This window comes from Streptomyces sp. BE20 (assembly GCF_036322525.1).
Lineage (GTDB): Bacteria > Actinomycetota > Actinomycetes > Streptomycetales > Streptomycetaceae > Kitasatospora.
Genome location: NZ_JAQYWW010001046.1, coordinates 1 through 18063, shown reverse-complemented (window position 1 = coordinate 18063; position 18063 = coordinate 1). Strand labels below are relative to the sequence as shown.

Here is an 18063-nt window from a genome sequence, read left to right as displayed (position 1 = left end):
AGCATGCCCGACAAGCACCGCGCCGGCCTCCCGCAGTCCGCCCCCGGGCGGGCCGCGGGGGGCCGGCGCAGCCCGCGCGACCTCCACCCCCTGGCGTGGTGGATCTGGGCCCTGGCCCTGGCGACCGCGGCCAGCCGCACCACCAACCCGCTGCTGCTCCTCCTCGTCCTCGCCGTCCTCGGCTACGTGGTCACCGCCCGTCGCACCGAGGCTCCGTGGGCCCGGGGGTTCAAGTACTACCTGTGGCTGGCCCTGACCGTCGTGGCGATCCGGGTGGTCTTCCGGTGCGTCTTCGCCACCGGTATCACCCCGCACGACCACCTGCTCTTCTCCCTCCCGCACATCCCGACGCCCGCCTGGTACGCGGGCATCCGGATCGGCGGCCCGGTCTCCCTGGAGGCCACCCTCTCCGCGGCCTTCGACGGGCTGCGCCTGGCCTGCCTGCTCTGCTGCATCGGCGCCGCCAACACCCTGGCCAACCCCAAGCGGGCGCTGCGTGTCCTGCCCGGGGCCCTGTACGAGCTCGGGGTGGCCGTGACGGTGTCGCTCAGCGTCGCGCCGCAGCTCGTGCAGAGCGTCCAACGCGTCACCCGGGCACGGCGGTTGCGTGCCGGGCAGAGCAAGGGCGTCCGCGCGCTGCGCAGCATCGTCGTCCCGGTGCTGGAGGACGCGCTGGAGCGCTCGCTGCACCTGGCCGCCGCGATGGACTCGCGCGGCTACGGGCGCGCCGGCACCGCCACCCGAGGCTCCCGCCGGGCCACCGGCGCCCTCATGCTGGCCGGCATGTGCGGCCTCTGCGCCGGGGTCTACGGGCTCCTGGACGGTACCGCCCCCGCCGCGCTGGGACTGCCCGCGCTGCTCGCGGGCGCCGGGCTCTGCGCGGCGGGTCTGGCGCTCGGCGGCCGGCGGGTCAGGCGCACCACCTATCGGCCGGACCGCTGGCGGGCCGCCGAATGGGGTGTCGCCGGGTGCGGTGTGGCCGCCGCCGTCCTGCTGTTCGGGACGGTCGGCTACGACGCCACCGATCTCAACCCCTCCTTGTATCCGCTGAGTTGGCCCAGCCTGCCGCTCGTCCCGGTGGTCGCGCTGCTGTTGGCCGGCGCCGCCGGGGTGGTCTCCCCGCCCTCCGGCCGCCCGTCCGGACCCGGTGCCGTACCGGGGCCGGGCGCCGTACCGGGGCAGCGCCCGCCCGGCGCGACGAGGAGCGCCGTCCGTACCGACAGCACCGCCCGCCCGCACACCGAGGTGACCAAGTGATCCGATTCGACCAGGTCGGCGTGGTGTACGACGGCGGGACCGACCCGGTACTCCGGGACGTCGACCTCCACGTCCCGGAGGGCGAGCTCTGCCTGGTGGTCGGCCGCACCGGGGTCGGCAAGTCCACCCTGCTCGGCGCCGTGAACGGTCTCGTGCCGCACTTCACCGGCGGCACCCTGCGCGGCCGGGTGACGGTGGACGGGCGTGACACCGCCCACCACCCGCCGCGCGAACTGGCCGACGTGGTCGGCGTGGTGGGGCAGGACCCGTTGGCCGGCTTCGTCACCGACACGGTCGAGGAGGAGCTCGCCTACGCCATGGAGCAGCTGGCCGTGCCCCCGGACGTGATGCGCAAGCGCGTCGAGGAGACCCTCGACCTGCTGGGCCTGGCCGACCTGCGCCACCGTGCGCTGTACGAGCTCTCCGGCGGCCAGCAACAGCGGGTCGCCATCGGATCCGTGCTGACCGCGCACCCTCGCGTCCTGGTGCTGGACGAGCCCACCTCCGCGCTCGACCCGACCGCCGCCGAGGAGGTCCTCGCCGCGATCACCCGGCTGGTGCACGACCTCGGGGTGACCGTCCTGCTCGCGGAGCACCGGCTGGAGCGCGTCGTCCAGTACGCCGACCGGGTCGCCTACCTGCCCGGTGACGGCACCGTCGTGCACGGGCCGCCCGCCGAGGTGTTCCGGCACACCGCGATCGCTCCGCCCGTGGTCGGCCTCGGCCGGCTGGCCGGCTGGAGCCCGCTGCCGCTCTCCGTCCGCGACGCCCGCAGGGCCGCCGGCCCCCTGCGGGAGCGCCTGGCCGCGCTTCCCGCCCCGGCACCTCGCCACGAACCCGGCGCCGGGGAGACCGTGTTGAGCGCCGAACGGATCGTGGTGCGCTACGGCCAGGTGGCCGCCGTCCGGGAGGTCACCCTGGACCTGAGGGCCGGGGAGGTGACCGCGCTGATGGGGCGCAACGGCTCCGGGAAGTCGTCCCTGCTCTGGGCGCTCCAGGGCTCCGGCCCCCGGCAGGGCGGCAGCGTGAAGGTCACCCGGGCCGGCGGCGAGCCGCCGAAGGACCCCAAACGCCTCCCCGCGGCCGAGGCCCGGCAGTTGGTCGGGCTCGTCCCGCAGACCCCCACCGACCTGCTCTACCTGGAGTCCGTGGCCCAGGAACTCGCCCAGAGCGACCGGGAGGCCGCGTCCGCCGAGGGGCCGACCGCACGGCGGATCCTCGACCGCCTCGCCCCCGGGATCCCCGACGGGGCCCACCCCCGGGACCTCTCCGAAGGCCAGAAGCTGGCCCTGGTCCTCGCGATCCAGCTGGCCGCCGCCCCCAGGGTGGTGCTGCTGGACGAACCCACCCGAGGGCTCGACTACCACGCGAAGGAGGCGCTGACCGGCATCGTCGACGCCCTCGCCGCCGAGGGCCGCACCGTGGTGGTCTCCACCCACGACGTCGAGTTCGTCGCCGGCGCGGCCGACCGGGTGGTGGTGATGGCCGAGGGCGAGATCGTCGCGGACGGTCCCACCACCGAGGTCATCGTCGCCTCGCCCACCTTCGCGCCCCAGACCGCGAAGATCCTCGCCCCGCTGCCGTACCTGACCACACGCCAGGTCGCCGCAGCCCTCGCACCGGTGGAGGCCGCCCGGTGACCGCCGTCCGGATACCCGGCCGGGCCCGGGTCGCGGTGGCGCTGGCCGCCTTCATCGGCCTCGTCGCCTTCACCTGGCCCTTCGTCGTCGCCCCGGGGACGTTCGGTTCCTCCTACGCCCCGCCGCTGATCTTCGGTGCCCTGCTGATCCTGGTGCTCGCCGTCGTGATCGCGGAGATCGCGGCCGGCGGCATCGACGCCAAGGCCCTCGCCATGCTCGGTGTCCTGTCGGCCGTCAACGCGGGTCTGCGCCCGCTCGGCGCCGGGACGGCCGGGGTGGAGACGGTCTTCTTCGTCCTCGTCCTCGCCGGCCGGGTCTTCGGTCCCGGCTTCGGCTTCACACTCGGCTGCACCTCCCTGTTCGCGTCCGCCCTCCTGACCGGCGGGGTCGGCCCCTGGATGCCCTACCAGATGTTCGGCTGCGCCTTCGTGGGCATGCTCGCCGGCCTGCTCCCCAAGCTGCCGCGCCGCTGGGAGGTCCCGGTACTGGCCGGCTACGGCGCCTTCTCCGGGTACCTCTTCGGCTTCCTGCTGAACCTCTCGTTCTGGCCGTTCGCGACCGACCCGAACAGCTCGATCGCCTACCTGCCCGGGCTGCCCTTCACCGAACAGTGGCACCGCTACCTGCTGTTCGACCTGGCCACCTCGCTCGGGTGGGACACCGGCCGGGCGGTGACCACCTTCGTCGCCGTCCTCGTGGTCGGTCCGGCCGTCCTCACCGTCTTCCGCCGCGCGGCCCGCCGTGCCAACTTCGAGCCGACCGTGCGGTTCGAGGGCCCGGGCGGCGTCGCCCCGCCGGCAGGGGCCGCCGCACGGCCGACCGGAACGGCACCCTCCTGAACGGGAGAGCCGGCCCGCCACCCCTGCCGGGGCGACGGGCCGTGGGTGCCGGGGCCGGGGTCAGCCGACGGAGACGGCGCTCCAGGCGGCCGCGACCGCCCGGTACTCGGGGCTGTTGAGCCCGTACAGGTCACCGGCGGCGTTCAGCGACGCGGCGCGGGCACCCTTGTAGTCGGTGGTGGACGTCATGTAGACGGTGAGCGCGCGGTACCAGATCCTGGCGATCTTCTGGTTGCCGACGCCGGTGACGGTGGAGCCGTTGCAGGTCGGGCTGGTGTAGGTGACGCCCTTGACGGTCCTGGTTCCGCTGCCCTCGCTGGCCAGGAAGAACCAGTGGTTGCCGACGCCGGAGGAGTGGTGGACGTCGAGCTGGCCGACCTTCTTCGTCCAGCAGTCGGCGGACGATCCGTCCAGTGAGGGCTTGTCGAAGCGGCGCAGCCACGGCGGGGTGGACTGGTCGCTGAACAGGTAGTCCGGCTTGTCGACGGTGTTGTCGGCGTACCACTCGACCATGGTGCCGAAGATGTCCGAGGTCGCCTCGTTGAGGCCGCCGGACTCGCCGCTGTAGCGGAGGTTGGCGGTGGCGCTGGTGACGCCGTGGGTCATCTCGTGGCCCATGGTGTCGAGGTCGACCTGTTCGGGGTCGACGCTGCCGTCGCCGTCGCCGGTCAGCATGCAGAAGCAGGTGTCGGACCACTGGGCGTTGTCCCACTTGGTGCCGACGTGGACGAAGACGGTGGCGCCCTTGCCGTCGTTCCTGATGCCGTTGCGGGCGAAGACGTTCTTGTAGTAGTCGTACGTCAGGGCGGTGTTGGCGTGGGCGTCGACGGCGGCGGTGGCGCGGTCGGTGGAGAACTTCCTGCCGTCGCCCCAGACGTTGTCGGCGTCGGTGAAGAGGGTGCCGGAGGTGGGGGTGATCGAGCCGGCGCCGGCGTTGCGCGCGTCCCTGGTCCGGTGGCCGCGCAGGGGGTCGATCAGGGCGTAGCCGCCGGACTGCGGGGTGGTGTCGACGGTGATGTCGCCGGTGTACTCGGAGTGGCCGGTGCCTGCGGCCTGGTGCTCGGAGTCGTAGGACTCGATCTGCTCGCCGCTGCGGGCGTCGGTGACGACGACGCGGCCGGTGGGCTGGCCGTGCTCGCCGGTGCCCCGGACGGTGGTGCGCCAGGCGAGGCGGGGGGTGCCGTCGGCGGCCCAGACGACCAGTTCGGGGCTGCTGGTGGCGTCGGCCACGCCCGGGGCTGCTTCGAGTGCGCGGCCGGCGGTGAGCTGGGCGGGGACCTTGGGGACGATCGAGGCCACGGCGGCGTCGTGGGCGGCGGCGCGGGAGGAGTCCTTGAGCCGGCCGCGGGCGTCCTGGTGGACCACCAGGTCGCCGCCGACGACGGGCAGGCCGAGGTAGGTGCGGTCGAAGCGGACGTGCTGGGTGCCGTCGGCGTCCAGGACGACGTCCTTGACCACCAGGTCCTGGCCGTCGCCGTAGCCGAAGACGCCGGCGTTGTGGGCGACGTTGGACCGGGCCCGGTCGATCGCCGCGTCACGGCCGGTGGGGGTGGCGGAGGCGGTGCCGGCCGTGAAGGTGGCGGCGAGGAGGGCGGCGGTGGCCGCGGTGGCTCCGGCCGCGAGGAGGCGGCGGGAAGAGGAGATGGGGCTCACTCTGACTCCAGTCGGGGTAGCTGCAGGGAAGGAGCTGCCACGAGGTTGACGGTGGTCAGTCAGAGTGGGCTAGAGGGGGCGCCATTTCTTGACCAAGTCGTGTCCTGTACTGATCAAAAATGATCGAGTGCGTCCGGCCCGCGTGCACCGTCGACCACCGACGCCGGGCTCCTCGCGCTCTGAGGAACCGTCGCGGACGCCCCGCCGAGGCCGTACCCTCGCGGGATGGACGGATGGGTGGGGGCCTGGACCGGCGGACGCCGGGCCGTGCACGTGGGCAACGTGGCCGACTTCAACGCGCAGTTCCTCGACGAGCGGACGGACCCGGTGCAGCGCGAGCGGCGGCTGCGGCAGGCGCACCACTACGCCGGGATGGCGACCTGCTACAGCCCCCAGCCGGCGGCACTGGTGCTCCCGGCCGAGGTCGAACGGGACTGGATCGGCTGGCTGGCCCGGGAGTTGGCGTGGGGCCCGGTCGACCTGCACAGCGGCGTGGCACCCGGCGAAACGGTGGCCCGGGCGCTGGAACGGCGCCCGGCGCTCGCGGAACGCCTCACGCGCGGCGGCGAGCCGGTCCTCGTCTGGGGCCGGACCGCCGCGCAGGGCGAGGGGCCGGAGCTGGCGGCGGTGCGCCGGTACGAGTCCAAGGCGGCCGCGCACGAGCTGTTCACGGCGCTCGCCCCCGACCATCCGGGCGTGCGGGTGCCCCGCCAGGAGCACGCGGACGGCCCGCGCCGGGCCGCGCGCCGGTTGACGATCCGGGCGGCGCGGGGTCTGACCACCGTGGTGAAGAGCCCGCACGGCGTGGGCGGGTACGGGACCGTCGTGGCCGCCCCGCAGGAGGTGTTCGCGGCCGGCGGCGCCCGGGCACTGCTCCGCCGGCTGGTCCGGGAGGAGGTGCTGCCGCCCGGCGGCGCCCTGCTGCTGGAGGAGTTCGTGGACGGCGGACCGGCCGGCTCGGACCGGCTGCGCGACCTCACCTTCGACGCCGTGATCGGCGACGACGGGCGGGTGCACCCGGTGGGCACCGGGGAGATGGCCGTGGACGGCACCCGCTACCAGGGGGTGACGGTCGGCCCGGGCGTGGTGCCGCCGGGGGTGGCGGCGACCGCCGAGCGGTTCGGGCTGGCGGTGGGGGAGCGGCTGGCCGCGGCCGGCCACCGGGGCTGGTTCGACGTGGACTTCGTCACCGACCGGGACCGACGGCCCGCCCCGACCGAGGTGAACCTGCGGCTCACCGGGCCGGCCGTCGCCTTCGTCCTGCGGCAGCGGCTGGACGAGGTGCGCGGGCCCGGCCACCTGGTCCGCACGCTGGACGCGATGCCGCTGGGCGCCCGGCTCTCCCAGGAGGCGCTGTACGCGCACCTGGACCGGCTGCGCCCGCGGTGCGCCCGGCTCGGCGCGACCGTCCTGCCGTTGATCGTGACGGCCGGCCACGAGCCGGAGCCGACCGTCGGTCTGGCGCTCGCCGCGCACAGCGTCGAGGCGCTGGATGCGGCGGAGGCGCTGGTCGGCGCGGCGCACCACGCGCTGGGCCGGATGTTCGAGGCCCTGCGCTGACCGCCGATCGGCGCGCCCCCTCGGTGTGCCCGTCCTACCGCCGGCCCCGCCGCCTGTCCCGGGCCGGGGCGGGCGGATCCCAGAGCATGAAGCGGACCACGACGGCGGCCGAGACCATCAGCGCGACGTTGAACACGTAGACCAGCAGCGACTGCCGGGACCAGTCCGCCTTCGCGCTGGTCCGGTACATGTTGTCCTGCGGCCACCAGGAGGCCAGCAGCCAGAACACCGACAGGTACGTGGCCACCGAGAGCCAGAACGGCCGCCCGAGCTCGACGAGCGCGCCGGGCCCCGCGAGCAGCCACACCACGCCCAGGCCGAACGAGCCCCACTCGAAGAGGTACAGCACCTGGAAGTAGGTGTCGTACGGGGCGGGCACCGCCGAGACGTCCGTGGAACCGGGCCAGAGCGCGTCGGTGAAGACCCAGGCCAGGACCGAGAACGCCAGCGCCACGAAGATCCCGACGCAGCCGGCCCCCCTGGCCTCGACCGTGTTGCGGGCCCGTCCGCCGCCCTTGCCGCCGCCGCCCTTCGCGCCGACGGCGCGGCGCGGCGCGGTGTGGTCGGCGGGGGCGGGCAGCGGCAGCGCGCCGTGGTCCAGCTTGCCCGCCCGGGTGCGCGGCAGCTCGGTCAGCGGCACCACGGCGGCCGGCGTTCCGTGTTCCGGCAGCCGGTCGGCGAGGTAGGAGGTGAGCGACCAGCCGTCCACGCCGGTGGCGCCCGGCTCGACGACCGCGTAGCCGACCGTCTCGCGGCGGGTGGGTGACACCTGGACCACGGTGACCACCGCCTCCCGCACGCCGGGGTGCGCGCGCAGCAGGGCCTCGGCGCGGGCCGCCGTCTCGACGCCGTGGGCCACGACGCCTGCGACGGCGGCCTCGGCGGCCAGGGTGACCGGCGCCCCGACGGGGCGGGCGAGGCCGGGCTCCCCGAGCGCGGTCGACGCGCGGGCGACGAACTCCAGGACGCCGCCCGGTCGGAGCCGGCCGTAGTCGCCGGTGAGCAGCACCCGGCCGTCCGGGTCGTACGCGACGTGGGCGTACCGCTGCGCGGTCTCGTCCGCGTGGTTGAGGTAGCCGCGGCCGAGGCCCGGACCGGCGAGTGCGATCTCGCCGAGGGTGCCCGGCGGCGCGGGGGCACGGTCGGGGCCGAGGACGTAGACCCGCACGCCGGGGAACGGCACGCCGACGAGCGAGATCTGGGCGCTCCCCGCTACGTCGCCGGGGCCCGTCGGTTCGTACCAGGTGCTGTCGACGGCGGCCTCGGCCAGCCCGTAGACGTTGATCACCCGGGTCGACGGACCGAGCAGCTGCCGCAGCATCAGGTGCTCGTCCAGCCAGAACTTGTCGGCGCCGACGGTGAGCACCCGCACGCCCGACAGCAGGCCGCCGAGCGGGCCGCCGGACCGACCGCCGGCCACCGCGTCGTGCACCGCGCCGACCGCGGTGTCGGACGCGACGAGGTGGGCCGTGAGCCGGCGCGCGGTGCGGACGTTCAGCTCCAGCACGGTGATCCGCTCGGAGGCCACCAGCGCGGGCAGGTCGGCGATGTCGGCGCTCCGGTCGAGGGTGTGGTTGCGCGGGGCGACCACCAGGGTGGCGCCGGAGCAGAGCGCGCGGACCCAGTCGGAGGTGAAGACGTCGAACTCCAGGCTCGCCGTGGTCAGGATCCGGTCGGCGGGGGAGAGCCCGTAGACCTCGTGCCACCCGCGGTGCAGGGCCAGCAGGTTGCGGTGCTCGATCGGTATGCAGCGGGGCGCACCGGTCGTGCCCGAGGTGGTGAAGACCACCGCCGGGTCCTCCGGTCCGACCGCCACCGCGGGGGAGAGGGACGGCAGTTCGGCGATCCCGGCCGCGGCCGGGTCCCCGCAGACCAGGGCGCGCGCGCCCGCGTCGGAGAGCCGCAGCCGGTGGCTCTCCTCGGTGACGACGAGTATCGGGTCGGCCTCGGCCAGGACGTGCCGAAGCAGCGGGTCGGGCGCGCTCGGTTCGAGCGGCACGTACGCGGCGCCGGTCTTCAGCACGGCGAGCAGGGCGACGTACACCTCGGTGCCGCGGCCGAACGCCACGGCGGCGCGCCGGCCCGGGGTGAGACCCCGTGCCGCCAGGTGACGGGCCAGCCGGTCGGCCCGGGCGTCGAGTTCCGCGTAGCTCAACTCCCGCCCGGCGCACCGGACGGCGACCGCGTCGGGCGTCCGCCGCGCGTGCTCCTCGAACCGTCCGTGCAGCGTCCCGGCCCGCCCTGAACCGATCCCGACCGGTACGTCCGTCCCTGTCATGAATACGCCCCTCCGCCGTGCCGATGCTGCCTCGCGGGACGGCGCAGAAGCCCTCCGCGGTTCCCCGATACTCCCGCCAACTGCCCCTCCGGAACAGGGGCGTGCGGGGTCACGCCGGTGTCCACGGCTCGGACGGCACGGTCGTGGCGGGGCCGACGGTTGTACTCTGCACGCGGACGGTCGGCGTCGCGCCCGCCCGGTACGGCGCCGAGGCCGCGCCCCTGCCCGACATCCGCCCCCGGAGGCCCCCACCATGAGCACGCCCGATCCTTCCTTCGCCGGCCCGCTGCTGCGTACCCGTGGCGTCGACGTCGTCCGCGGGGGGCGCCACCTGCTGCGCGGGATCGATCTGGAGATCCGGGCCGGCGAGCACTGGGCGCTGCTCGGGCCCAACGGCGCCGGCAAGTCGACCCTGCTCGCCCTGCTCGGCGCGGTCTCCCACCCGACCCGGGGCGAGGTGGACGTGCTCGGTCGCCGGCTCGGCCGGGTCGACGTCCGCGAGCTGCGCGCCCACCTCGGTCACGTGAATCCGCGCCACCCGCTGCGCTCGCCGCTGACCGTGCGGGAGGTGGTGCTGACCGGCCTGACCAACACCATCGAGCCGGACCTGTACCGCAAGCCCGGCCCGGAGGAGCGGGACCGCGCCGAGCGCCTGATCGACACGCTCGGCATGACGGCGGCGGCGGAGTCCCCGTGGACGACCCTCTCCCAGGGCGAGCGCGGCCGGGCGCTGATCGCGCGTGCGCTGATGCCCAGTCCGCGCCTGCTGCTGCTGGACGAGCCGGCCACCGGGCTGGACCTGACCGCCCGTGAGCTGCTGCTGGACAGTCTGGACCTGCTGCGCCACCAGCACCCGGACCTGGCGAGCGTGCTGGTCACCCACCACCTGGAGGAGCTGCCGGAGTCGACGACGCACGCGCTGCTGCTGCGGGAGGGGGAGACGGTCGCGGCCGGCCCGGTCGACGAGGCGATGACGACCGAGCTGGTCAGCGTGACCTTCGGCCACCCGATCAGGATCAGCCGGCACGAGGGCCGCTGGACCGCGCGCGCCGCCGCCCGGCGCACACCGGTGCGCTGAGGCCGCTCCGGCACACCGCGGCGGTGGGCGCCGGGCCGGTCGGGCGCCGGGGTGGCCGGGCGCCGGGCGTGCGCCGTCGAGGGGCGCGCCCCAGCCCGCCTCGGTGCGCCCGGTGACGGAGCCGGCCGTGAGCCCCCTTGGCCGGAAACGATCGGTGTACCGACCGGTTTCCCGCAGGGCGACCGCTCTCACCTGCGGTGACGGCCTTACCCATTCTTTACCGTCCCGGGCGTAGACGGCGAAATCCGATGTACATAAGGTATGCCTAAGCTAAGTGGACGGGGGGCCTCACGTGCCGTTGCCACGTCCACGCTCAGCCCTGCCCTCATACGTCCTGCCCGCTGGAGCCCCCATGTCCGCCCGTCGTTCCACCGCAGCCACGCTGCTCACCCTCGCCGTGGCGACCGCCGCACTGGCCGGCTGCTCGCAGAAGAAGGACGACAAGGCGGGCTCCGACGCCGTCAAGGTGAACGCCACCGACACCGCCTGCGAGGTCTCGAAGACCACGTTCCCGGCCGGTCACATCGTTCTCGACATCGCCAACAAGGGGTCGAAGACCACGGAGGTCTACGTCTACGCGGCCGGTGACAAGATCGTCACCGAGCGGGAGAACATCGGCCCCGGGACCAAGGCGACCGTCAACGCCGAGATCAAGGCCGGTTCGTACGAGATCGCCTGCAAGCCGGGGATGGTCGGCGACGGCATCCGCCAGAAGATCACCGTGACCGGCGAGGGCTCGGCGGCGGCGGTCGACCCCCGTCTGACGGCGGCCGTCGACGCGTACCGCGCGTACGCCCAGGAGCAGGCGGACGCGACCGTTCCGGCCGTGGAGGCGTTCGCCGCCGCGATCAAGGGCGGCGACCTGGAGAGGGCGAAGTCGCTGTACGCCCCCTCGCGCACGGGCTGGGAGCGGACCGAGCCGGTGGCGGAGAGCTTCGGTGACGTGGACCCGAAGACCGACACCCGTGAGGACGGTCTGGAGCCGGGTCAGGAGTGGACGGGCTGGCACAAGCTGGAGAAGTCGCTCTGGGTCGACGCGGCGGTCGGCGACGCGGAGAAGAAGCTGGCGGACCAGCTGGTCGCCGACCTGAAGGACTGGCAGAAGCGGATCCCCGAGGCGGAGATCACCGCGACCGGCATGGCCAACGGCGCCAAGGAACTGCTGGACGAGGTCGCGACCGGCAAGGTGACGGGCGAGGAGGACCGCTACAGCCACACCGACCTGGCCGACTTCGCCGCGAACGTCGAGGGCGCGAAGAAGGCGTACGAGCTGCTGAAGCCGGTCGCCGCCGAGAAGGACGCGGCGCTGGCGAAGACGCTGGACTCCGAGTTCGCCGCCCTGGAGGCGCTGCTCGCCAAGTACAAGCAGGCCGACGGCTCCTACACCTCGTACGAGAAGGTCACGGAGGCCGAGCGCAAGACGTTCTCCGACGCGGTCAACGCGCTGGGCGAGCCGCTGTCGAAGCTGGCCGCCGCGGTCGTCGCCGAATAGCGCCGGGCCCGGCGGCCCGCCCGCACCGCTTCCCGGGCGGGCCGGGCCGCCGCACCGCGCACCACCTGGCCACACCGCCGTGGCGGCCCGAGCGGCCGCCACGGCGCGAGTCCCGTACAGAGAAGGGTCCGCCGCCGATGGACGCCGAGCAGGAGCAGCAGAACGGGGCGCCGGACCACGGGACGCCGTCCCCCAGGGGTGACGAGCCCGGGGCCCGGGAGCCGGGTGGTGCCGCCGGTGGCGGGTTCAGCCGCCGTGCGGTGATCGGCTGGGCCGGTGCGGGGGCCGCCCTGGGGGCGGCCGGCGTCGGCTCGGTGGCCGCCGCGACCCGCCGGGAGGAGGACGCCCCGGCGCCGGCCGCAGCGGGCGGGGACGTCGCGTTCTTCGGGGAGCACCAGTCCGGGATCGCCACCCCCGTCCAGGACCGGCTGCACTTCGCGGCCTTCGACGTCTCCGCGTCGGCGACCCGCGAGTCGTTGGTGCGGATGCTCAAGGAGTGGACCAGGGCCGCCGCGGCGATGACCGGCGGTCGCGAGGTGGGCAGCGGTGCGGCGAGCGGCCTGCCGCAGGCGCCGCCGGACGACACCGGCGAGGCGCTGGGCCTGCCGGCCTCCCGGCTGACCCTCACGGTCGGCTTCGGTCCGGGCCTGTTCGACAAGGACGGTGTGGACCGCTTCGGCCTGAAGGCGCGGCGCCCCGAGGCGCTGATCGACCTGCCCCGGTTCAAGGGCGACAACCTCGATCCGCAGCGCAGCGGCGGGGACCTCTGTGTCCAGGCCTGCGCCGACGACCCCCAGGTGGCGGTGCACGCGATCCGCAACCTGGCCCGCATCGGGATGGGGACGGTCAACATCCGCTGGTCGCAGCTGGGTTTCGGCAAGACCTCCTCCACCACGCCCGATGCGCAGACACCGCGCAACATGATGGGTTTCAAGGACGGCACCCACAACATCGCCGGCACCGACGCCGCCGCGCTGGCGCAGCACGTCTGGGTGGCGCCCGGCGAGGGGCCGGAGTGGATGACCGGCGGTTCCTACCTGGTCGCCCGGCGGATCCGGATGCACATCGAGACGTGGGACCGTACGTCGCTCAAGGAGCAGGAGGACGTCTTCGGCCGCACCAAGGGCGAGGGCGCCGCGTACGGGAAGGTCCGGGAGCACGACGCGCCGGACCTGGACGCCATGCCCGGGGACGCCCACGTGCGCCTGGCGCACCCGGACTCGAACGGCGGACACATGATCCTGCGGCGCGGGTTCTCCTTCACCGACGGGACGGACGGGCTGGGGCGGCTGGACGCGGGCCTGTTCTTCCTGGCCTACCAGCGGGACAGCCGCACGGGGTTCGTCCCGCTGCAGCAGCGCCTCGCCGCGTCGGATGCGCTGAACGAGTACATCCAGCACGTCGGTTCGGCGCACTTCGCCTGTCCGGCGGGTGTGCGCAAGCCCGGTGAGTGGTGGGGCCAGGCCCTCCTCGGCTGACCGTTCCGCCCGTCACCCCTGTACAACCTCCGGAGGAGGGTGCCGTGTTCGGCAACTATCTGATCGGCCTGCGCGAGGGTCTGGAAGCCAGCCTCGTCGTGTGCATTCTCATCGCCTACCTCGTCAAGACCGGCCGCAGGGACAAGCTCCCACCGGTGTGGGCGGGCGTCGGTGCGGCGGTCGCCCTCAGCCTGGCGTTCGGCGCGGTGCTCCAGTACGGCTCGACGCAGCTGACGTTCGAGGCGCAGGAGGCCCTCGGCGGGACGCTGTCGATCGTGGCGGTGGGTCTGGTCACCTGGATGGTGTTCTGGATGCGCCGCACCGCCCGGCACCTGAAGACGGAGCTGCACGGCAGGCTGGACGCGGCGCTCGCGATGGGCACGGCCGCCCTGGTGGTCACCGCGTTCCTGGCGGTCGGGCGGGAGGGGCTGGAGACGGCGTTGTTCATCTGGTCGGCCGTGCAGGCGACCGATGACGGCTACAACCCGGTCATCGGTGCGGCGCTGGGTCTGTCGACCGCGGTGGTCCTGGGCTGGCTGTTCTACCGGGGCGCGTTGAGGATCAACCTGGCGAGGTTCTTCACCTGGACCGGCGCGATGCTGGTGGTGGTCGCCGCCGGGGTGCTGGCCTACGGGGTGCACGACCTCCAGGAGGCCGGCTGGCTCCCCGGCCTGCGCAGCCGCGCCTTCGACATCAGCTCCGGCATCCCCAAGGACAGCTGGTACGGCACGCTCCTCAAGGGCGTGTTCAACTTCCAGCCCGACCCGACGGTCCTTCAGCTCGTGGTCTGGGCGGCCTACCTGGTCCCGACTCTGGCGATCTTCCTGAACGTCTTCGGCGGGCGCCGCACCAAGCCTGCCGCGCCGAACGCGGGAGCGGCCAACTCGGCTGTTTGAGCGATGAGTTCAGGCCACTTGGTGGCCTCGAAGGCCCCGTCCGGCAACCCGCCGGGCGGGGCCTTCGGCGTTCCTGCGCCCGCCGGGACGGGTGTGGTGCTGACGCCCGCTCAAAAGTTCACCTCCCGGCTCTACCCGCGTATACCCCCGGGGCCGCATGCTGGTCGGCAGCCCGGGCCGCTCCGCCCGGGGGCTTTCCCCTGCCCTCGTCGACTCAGGAGTCCCCCATGTCCGCGATACCCGTGCCCCGTCCGTCCCGCCTGCCCCGCCGCGCCCCGGCCGCCGCCCTCGGCGCCCTGGTGCTCGCCCTCGTCACCCTGCTGACCGGCGCCGGCACCGCCCGGGCGGCCCTGCCGACCCCGGTCTCCGCCGCCACCGCGCGCAGCTACCTCGCCTCGATCGCGGTGTCCGCCGAGTCCCACGCCTCCACCTACGACCGGGCGCTCTTCCCGCACTGGATCACCGTCTCCGGCACCTGCAACACCCGTGAGACGGTCCTCAAGCGGGACGGCAGCAACGTCGTCACCGACTCCGCGTGCGCCTCCGTCAGCGGCACCTGGTTCTCGGTCTACGACAACGCCAGCACCACCAGCGCCTCGTCCTTCGACATCGACCACGTGGTGCCGCTCGCCGAGGCCTGGCGCTCCGGCGCCTGGGCCTGGACCACCGGCCAGCGCCAGGGCTTCGCGAACGACCTGACCCGCCCGCAGCTGATCGCGGTCTCGGCGAGCTCCAACCGCAGCAAGGGCGACCAGGACCCGGCCCACTGGCTGCCGCAGACCTCCTACCGGTGCACCTACGCCCGTGCCTGGGTGCAGGTGAAGTACTACTACGGCCTCAGCGTGGACAGCGCCGAGAAGAGCGCGCTCTCCTCGATCCTCAACGGCTGCTGAGGAAACGTTCGCTCAGCGCGGCGCACACCGGAGTCGCCGGGAACACCCCGCCCGCCACCGCCCCGCCCGCCACCGCCCCGCCCGCCGCGACAGACCGCTCACGACGGCGCCGCTCGTGACGGCGCCGCTCACGAGAGTGCCGCTCACGAGAGTGCCGCTCACGACGGCGCCGCCCGCCGGGAGGAGTCCCGGCGGGCGGCGCCGTGCGTGCGGTACGGGACCGCGCTAGCCGCTCTTGATCGCGCTCAGGATGTCCGTCCGGGCCGCCCGGCGGGCCGGCCAGAGCGCGGCCAGCAGGCCGATCACCGCGGCGGCCACCAGGAAGCCCAGGATCTGCACCGGCGGCACCACCGTGGTGATGTTCCTGAACACGTCCTTCATGGTCCGGACGCCGGCCCAGGCGGTGACGATGCCGAGCAGCACGCCGACCACGCCGCCGAACAGGGCGATCATCAGGGACTCCAGCCGGACCATCCGGCCGATGCCGCGCCGGTCCAGACCGATCGCCCGCAGCATGCCGATCTCCCGGCGGCGTTCGAACACGGACATCGCCATGGTGTTCACCACGCCCAGGACCGCGATCACCACGGACATGCCCAGCAGCCCGTACATCATGCTCAGCACGGCGGAGACCATCTCGCGGTTCTCCGCCTTGATGTCCTTGTCGCCCTTGACCGCGATCAGCGGGTTGCCGCCGGTGGCGTCGCGCAGCGCCTGCTTGAGCGCGGCGTCCGGGCCGTCCGGGCCCTTGACGAGCACCTTGTCCAGGCCGGTGCCGGCGCCGGCGTGCGGGCCGACCACGCTCTCGGGGGCGATCAGCCCGGACACCACGGTGCTGTGCCCGATCAGGCCGCCGACGGTCAGGGTGGCCGGGCTGCCGTCCGGGTAGGTGCCGGTCAGGGTCGAGCCGACGGTGAGGCCGTTCCGCGCGGCGTAGTCGGCGCCGGCCAGTAGCTTGCCCTGCTTGAGCGCGTCGGCCGAACCCTCGGTGATCTTCACGTCGACCAGCCGGTCGAAGGTGGCCGCGTCCACCGAGGTGAGCCACGAGGTGTCGTCCTCGGCGGCCTCGACGGGCACGGTGCGCATCACGCTCGTCGCGGTGAGCCCGGGGATCCTGGCGATCTGGGGGGCGACCTCGGGGGAGAGCATGGAGAAGTTCGCCATGGCGACGGTGTAGTCGGCCTTGAGGTCGTTCGCGGTGGCCTCGTCGACGGCCTTGTTCACCGAGGCGCCGACCACGGTCAGCGCGGTGATCAGGGTGACGCCGATGGTGAGCGCGGAGGCGGTGGCGGCGGTGCGGCGCGGGTTGCGCACCGCGTTCTCGCGGGCCAGCTTGCCGGGCGTGCCGTAGAGCCTGCGCAGCAGCGGGGCGAACAGGGCGATCAGCGGCCGGGAGAGCAGCGGAGTGAGGACGAAGACGCCGATCATCAGCGCACCCGCGCCGAGGCCGACCAGCTTGGCCTCCTTGCCGGCCGCGCCGGCCAGCAGGCCGCCCACGCCGGCGAGGGCGAACAGCAGACCGATCACGTTGCGGACCACGAGGGACTTCTGGGTGGCGGGCTGCTCGACGGAGCTCATCGCGGCGACCGGGGCGATCCGCGAGGCACGGCGTGCGGGCAGCCAGGCGGCGAGCACGGTCACCGCGACGCCGACGCCGACGGAGCCGAGCACCGTGGAGGGGCCGATCACCAGCGGGCCGTCCGGCAGGTTGGCCTCGAAGGGGCCGTTGAGCAGGGCGCGCAGTCCGGTGGCGATGCCGATGCCGACGACCAGCCCGCCGAACGAGGCGGTGAGGCCGACGAGCAGTGCCTCGGCGAGCACCGAGCGGGTGATCTGCTTGCGGCTGGCGCCGACGGCGCGCAGCAGGGCCAGTTCCCTGGTGCGCTGGGCGACCAGCATGGTGAAGGTGTTGGCGATGATGAAGATGCCGACGAAGAGCGCGATGGCGGCGAAGCCCAGCAGGACGGTGGAGAGGCCCTTGGTGCCCTCGGCGATCATCCGGTCCTGCTCGTCCGCGAGCTCGCGGCCGGTCCGGGCCTCGACGGAGTCGCTCTGCGGCACGGCCTGCTTCACGGCGGCGAGCAGCGCGGTGTCGTCGGCGCCGGGCCTGCCCCTGACGTCGATCTCGGCGAACCGGCCGGGGCTCAGGTAGAGCTGCTGGGCGGTGGCGGTGTCGAACGCGGCGAGCGATCCGCCGGAGACGACGCGCGGGTCGTTGGTGTGCAGGGTGCCGGTGAGCCGGAGCTCCATGACCGGGCCGTTGACGGCGACGCGGACGGTGTCGCCGACCTTGTAGCCGCCCTTCTCGGCGGTCCTGGCGTCCAGCGCGATCTCCTGGGCGCCGCGCGGGCCGCGTCCGTCGACCAGCGGGTAGCGGGGGTCGGTGCCGTCGGCGCCGGGCACGTAGTTGGTGCCGGTGGTGGAGAAGCCGTTGCCGATCAGTGCGCCCTTCCGGTCGGCGATGCCGGCGAAGCCGCTGACCACGCCGCGGGCCTCGGCGGCGCCGGGCAGCGCGGCGATCGCCCCGCGCGTCTCCTCGGACAGGGCCGGGCCGGCCTCGGCGCCGCCGCCGTGGTCGTACCCCTTGCTGACGGCGGAGCGGTCGCTGACGGTCACGGTGATGTCGGTGTAGCTCTTGGCGCTCTGCGAGCGGAGCGCGCTGCCGAGCGTGTCGGTGAAGACCAGGGTGCCGGCGACGAAGGCGGTGCCGAGGAGGACGGCGAGCGTCGTCATCAGCAGTCGGCCCTTGTGGGCCAGCACGGTGCGCAGTGCGGTGCGGTACATGGAGTGGTGTCAGTCCTGGAAGGTCGTGGGGACGGAGGCCGGAGCGGCGCCGGGCGGGTGGGCCGGGATCCGGCTCAGCTGGTGCGGCCCTTGGCGTCGAAGCGGCGCATGCGGTCCAGGACGGTGTCGGCGGTGGGCTGGTGGAGTTCGTCGACGATGCGGCCGTCGGCGAGGAAGACGACGCGGTCGGCGTAGGCGGCGGCGACGGGGTCGTG

The 18063-nt window shown here is 74.1% G+C and carries 12 protein-coding genes and 1 pseudogene; 9 read left to right on the top strand and 4 right to left on the bottom strand.

Annotated elements, in window-relative coordinates:
* Positions 1-3: 3 nt before the first annotated feature.
* Genes PUR61_RS29350 through PUR61_RS29340 form a run of 3 tightly spaced genes read left to right on the top strand, consistent with a single transcriptional unit; the run spans position 4 to position 3736 of the window.
* Complete coding sequence (locus PUR61_RS29350) at positions 4-1257, top strand: energy-coupling factor transporter transmembrane component T (protein WP_329882512.1); 1254 nt, start codon at positions 4-6, stop codon at positions 1255-1257.
* Positions 1254-2897, top strand: a complete 1644-nt coding sequence (locus PUR61_RS29345) for an ABC transporter ATP-binding protein (protein WP_329882511.1) — start codon at positions 1254-1256, stop codon at positions 2895-2897. The genes PUR61_RS29350 and PUR61_RS29345 overlap by 4 nt, the downstream gene beginning before the upstream one ends.
* Positions 2894-3736 (top strand): ECF transporter S component, encoded by an 843-nt coding sequence (locus PUR61_RS29340; protein WP_329882510.1) that lies wholly within the window; start codon positions 2894-2896, stop codon positions 3734-3736. Before PUR61_RS29345 ends, PUR61_RS29340 begins: the two co-directional genes overlap by 4 nt.
* A gap of 60 nt (positions 3737-3796) precedes the next feature.
* Here the strand turns inward: PUR61_RS29340 and PUR61_RS29335 are convergent, their stop codons facing one another.
* Entirely contained in the window at positions 3797-5389 is a 1593-nt protein-coding gene (locus PUR61_RS29335) for a M4 family metallopeptidase (RefSeq protein WP_443035255.1), read from the bottom strand.
* Positions 5390-5614: 225 nt separating this feature from the next.
* Between PUR61_RS29335 and PUR61_RS29330 the strand changes: the two genes are divergently transcribed.
* Positions 5615-6949, top strand: a complete 1335-nt coding sequence (locus PUR61_RS29330; protein ID WP_329882509.1) for a hypothetical protein — start codon at positions 5615-5617, stop codon at positions 6947-6949.
* 34 nt (positions 6950-6983) lie between these two features.
* Here the strand turns inward: PUR61_RS29330 and PUR61_RS29325 are convergent, their stop codons facing one another.
* Positions 6984-9227, bottom strand: a complete 2244-nt coding sequence (locus tag PUR61_RS29325; RefSeq protein ID WP_329882508.1) for an AMP-binding protein — start codon at positions 9225-9227, stop codon at positions 6984-6986.
* 253 nt (positions 9228-9480) lie between these two features.
* Between PUR61_RS29325 and PUR61_RS29320 the strand changes: the two genes are divergently transcribed.
* From PUR61_RS29320 to PUR61_RS29300, 5 genes are all read left to right on the top strand, one after another.
* Positions 9481-10305 (top strand): ABC transporter ATP-binding protein, encoded by an 825-nt coding sequence (locus PUR61_RS29320; protein WP_329882507.1) that lies wholly within the window; start codon positions 9481-9483, stop codon positions 10303-10305.
* A gap of 352 nt (positions 10306-10657) precedes the next feature.
* The gene (gene efeO / locus PUR61_RS29315; RefSeq protein WP_329882506.1) at positions 10658-11797 is read left to right on the top strand and encodes an iron uptake system protein EfeO; all 1140 of its coding nucleotides are present in this window, start codon (positions 10658-10660) and stop codon (positions 11795-11797) included.
* Between the two features lie 137 nt (positions 11798-11934).
* The gene (gene efeB, locus PUR61_RS29310; RefSeq protein WP_329882505.1) at positions 11935-13275 is read left to right on the top strand and encodes an iron uptake transporter deferrochelatase/peroxidase subunit; all 1341 of its coding nucleotides are present in this window, start codon (positions 11935-11937) and stop codon (positions 13273-13275) included.
* Positions 13276-13319: 44 nt separating this feature from the next.
* Positions 13320-14171, top strand: coding sequence for an iron uptake transporter permease EfeU (efeU, locus tag PUR61_RS29305; RefSeq protein WP_329882504.1), 852 nt, complete (start codon positions 13320-13322; stop codon positions 14169-14171).
* 227 nt (positions 14172-14398) lie between these two features.
* Complete coding sequence (locus PUR61_RS29300) at positions 14399-15064, top strand: HNH endonuclease family protein (RefSeq protein WP_329882503.1); 666 nt, start codon at positions 14399-14401, stop codon at positions 15062-15064.
* Positions 15065-15289: 225 nt separating this feature from the next.
* On the opposite strand, the gene PUR61_RS29295 is transcribed toward PUR61_RS29300, so the two are convergent.
* Positions 15290-17848 (bottom strand): ABC transporter permease, encoded by a 2559-nt coding sequence (locus PUR61_RS29295; RefSeq protein WP_329882502.1) that lies wholly within the window; start codon positions 17846-17848, stop codon positions 15290-15292.
* A 74-nt stretch (positions 17849-17922) separates the two neighbouring features.
* A pseudogene (locus PUR61_RS29290) lies at positions 17923-18063 on the bottom strand (ABC transporter ATP-binding protein); the annotation flags it as partial.

What these genes read in the sequence shown, in the direction of transcription:
- PUR61_RS29320 (WP_329882507.1), top strand. Translation starts at nt 9,481, where the DNA reads ATGAGCACGCCCGATCCTTCCTTCGCCGGCCCGCTGCTGCGTACCCGT.
- PUR61_RS29295 (WP_329882502.1), bottom strand. Translation starts at nt 17,848, where the DNA reads ATGTACCGCACCGCACTGCGCACCGTGCTGGCCCACAAGGGCCGACTG.
- PUR61_RS29325 (WP_329882508.1), bottom strand. Translation starts at nt 9,227, where the DNA reads ATGACAGGGACGGACGTACCGGTCGGGATCGGTTCAGGGCGGGCCGGG.
- PUR61_RS29300 (WP_329882503.1), top strand. Translation starts at nt 14,399, where the DNA reads ATGTCCGCGATACCCGTGCCCCGTCCGTCCCGCCTGCCCCGCCGCGCC.
- PUR61_RS29350 (WP_329882512.1), top strand. Translation starts at nt 4, where the DNA reads ATGCCCGACAAGCACCGCGCCGGCCTCCCGCAGTCCGCCCCCGGGCGG.
- efeB (WP_329882505.1), top strand. Translation starts at nt 11,935, where the DNA reads ATGGACGCCGAGCAGGAGCAGCAGAACGGGGCGCCGGACCACGGGACG.
- PUR61_RS29330 (WP_329882509.1), top strand. Translation starts at nt 5,615, where the DNA reads ATGGACGGATGGGTGGGGGCCTGGACCGGCGGACGCCGGGCCGTGCAC.
- efeO (WP_329882506.1), top strand. Translation starts at nt 10,658, where the DNA reads ATGTCCGCCCGTCGTTCCACCGCAGCCACGCTGCTCACCCTCGCCGTG.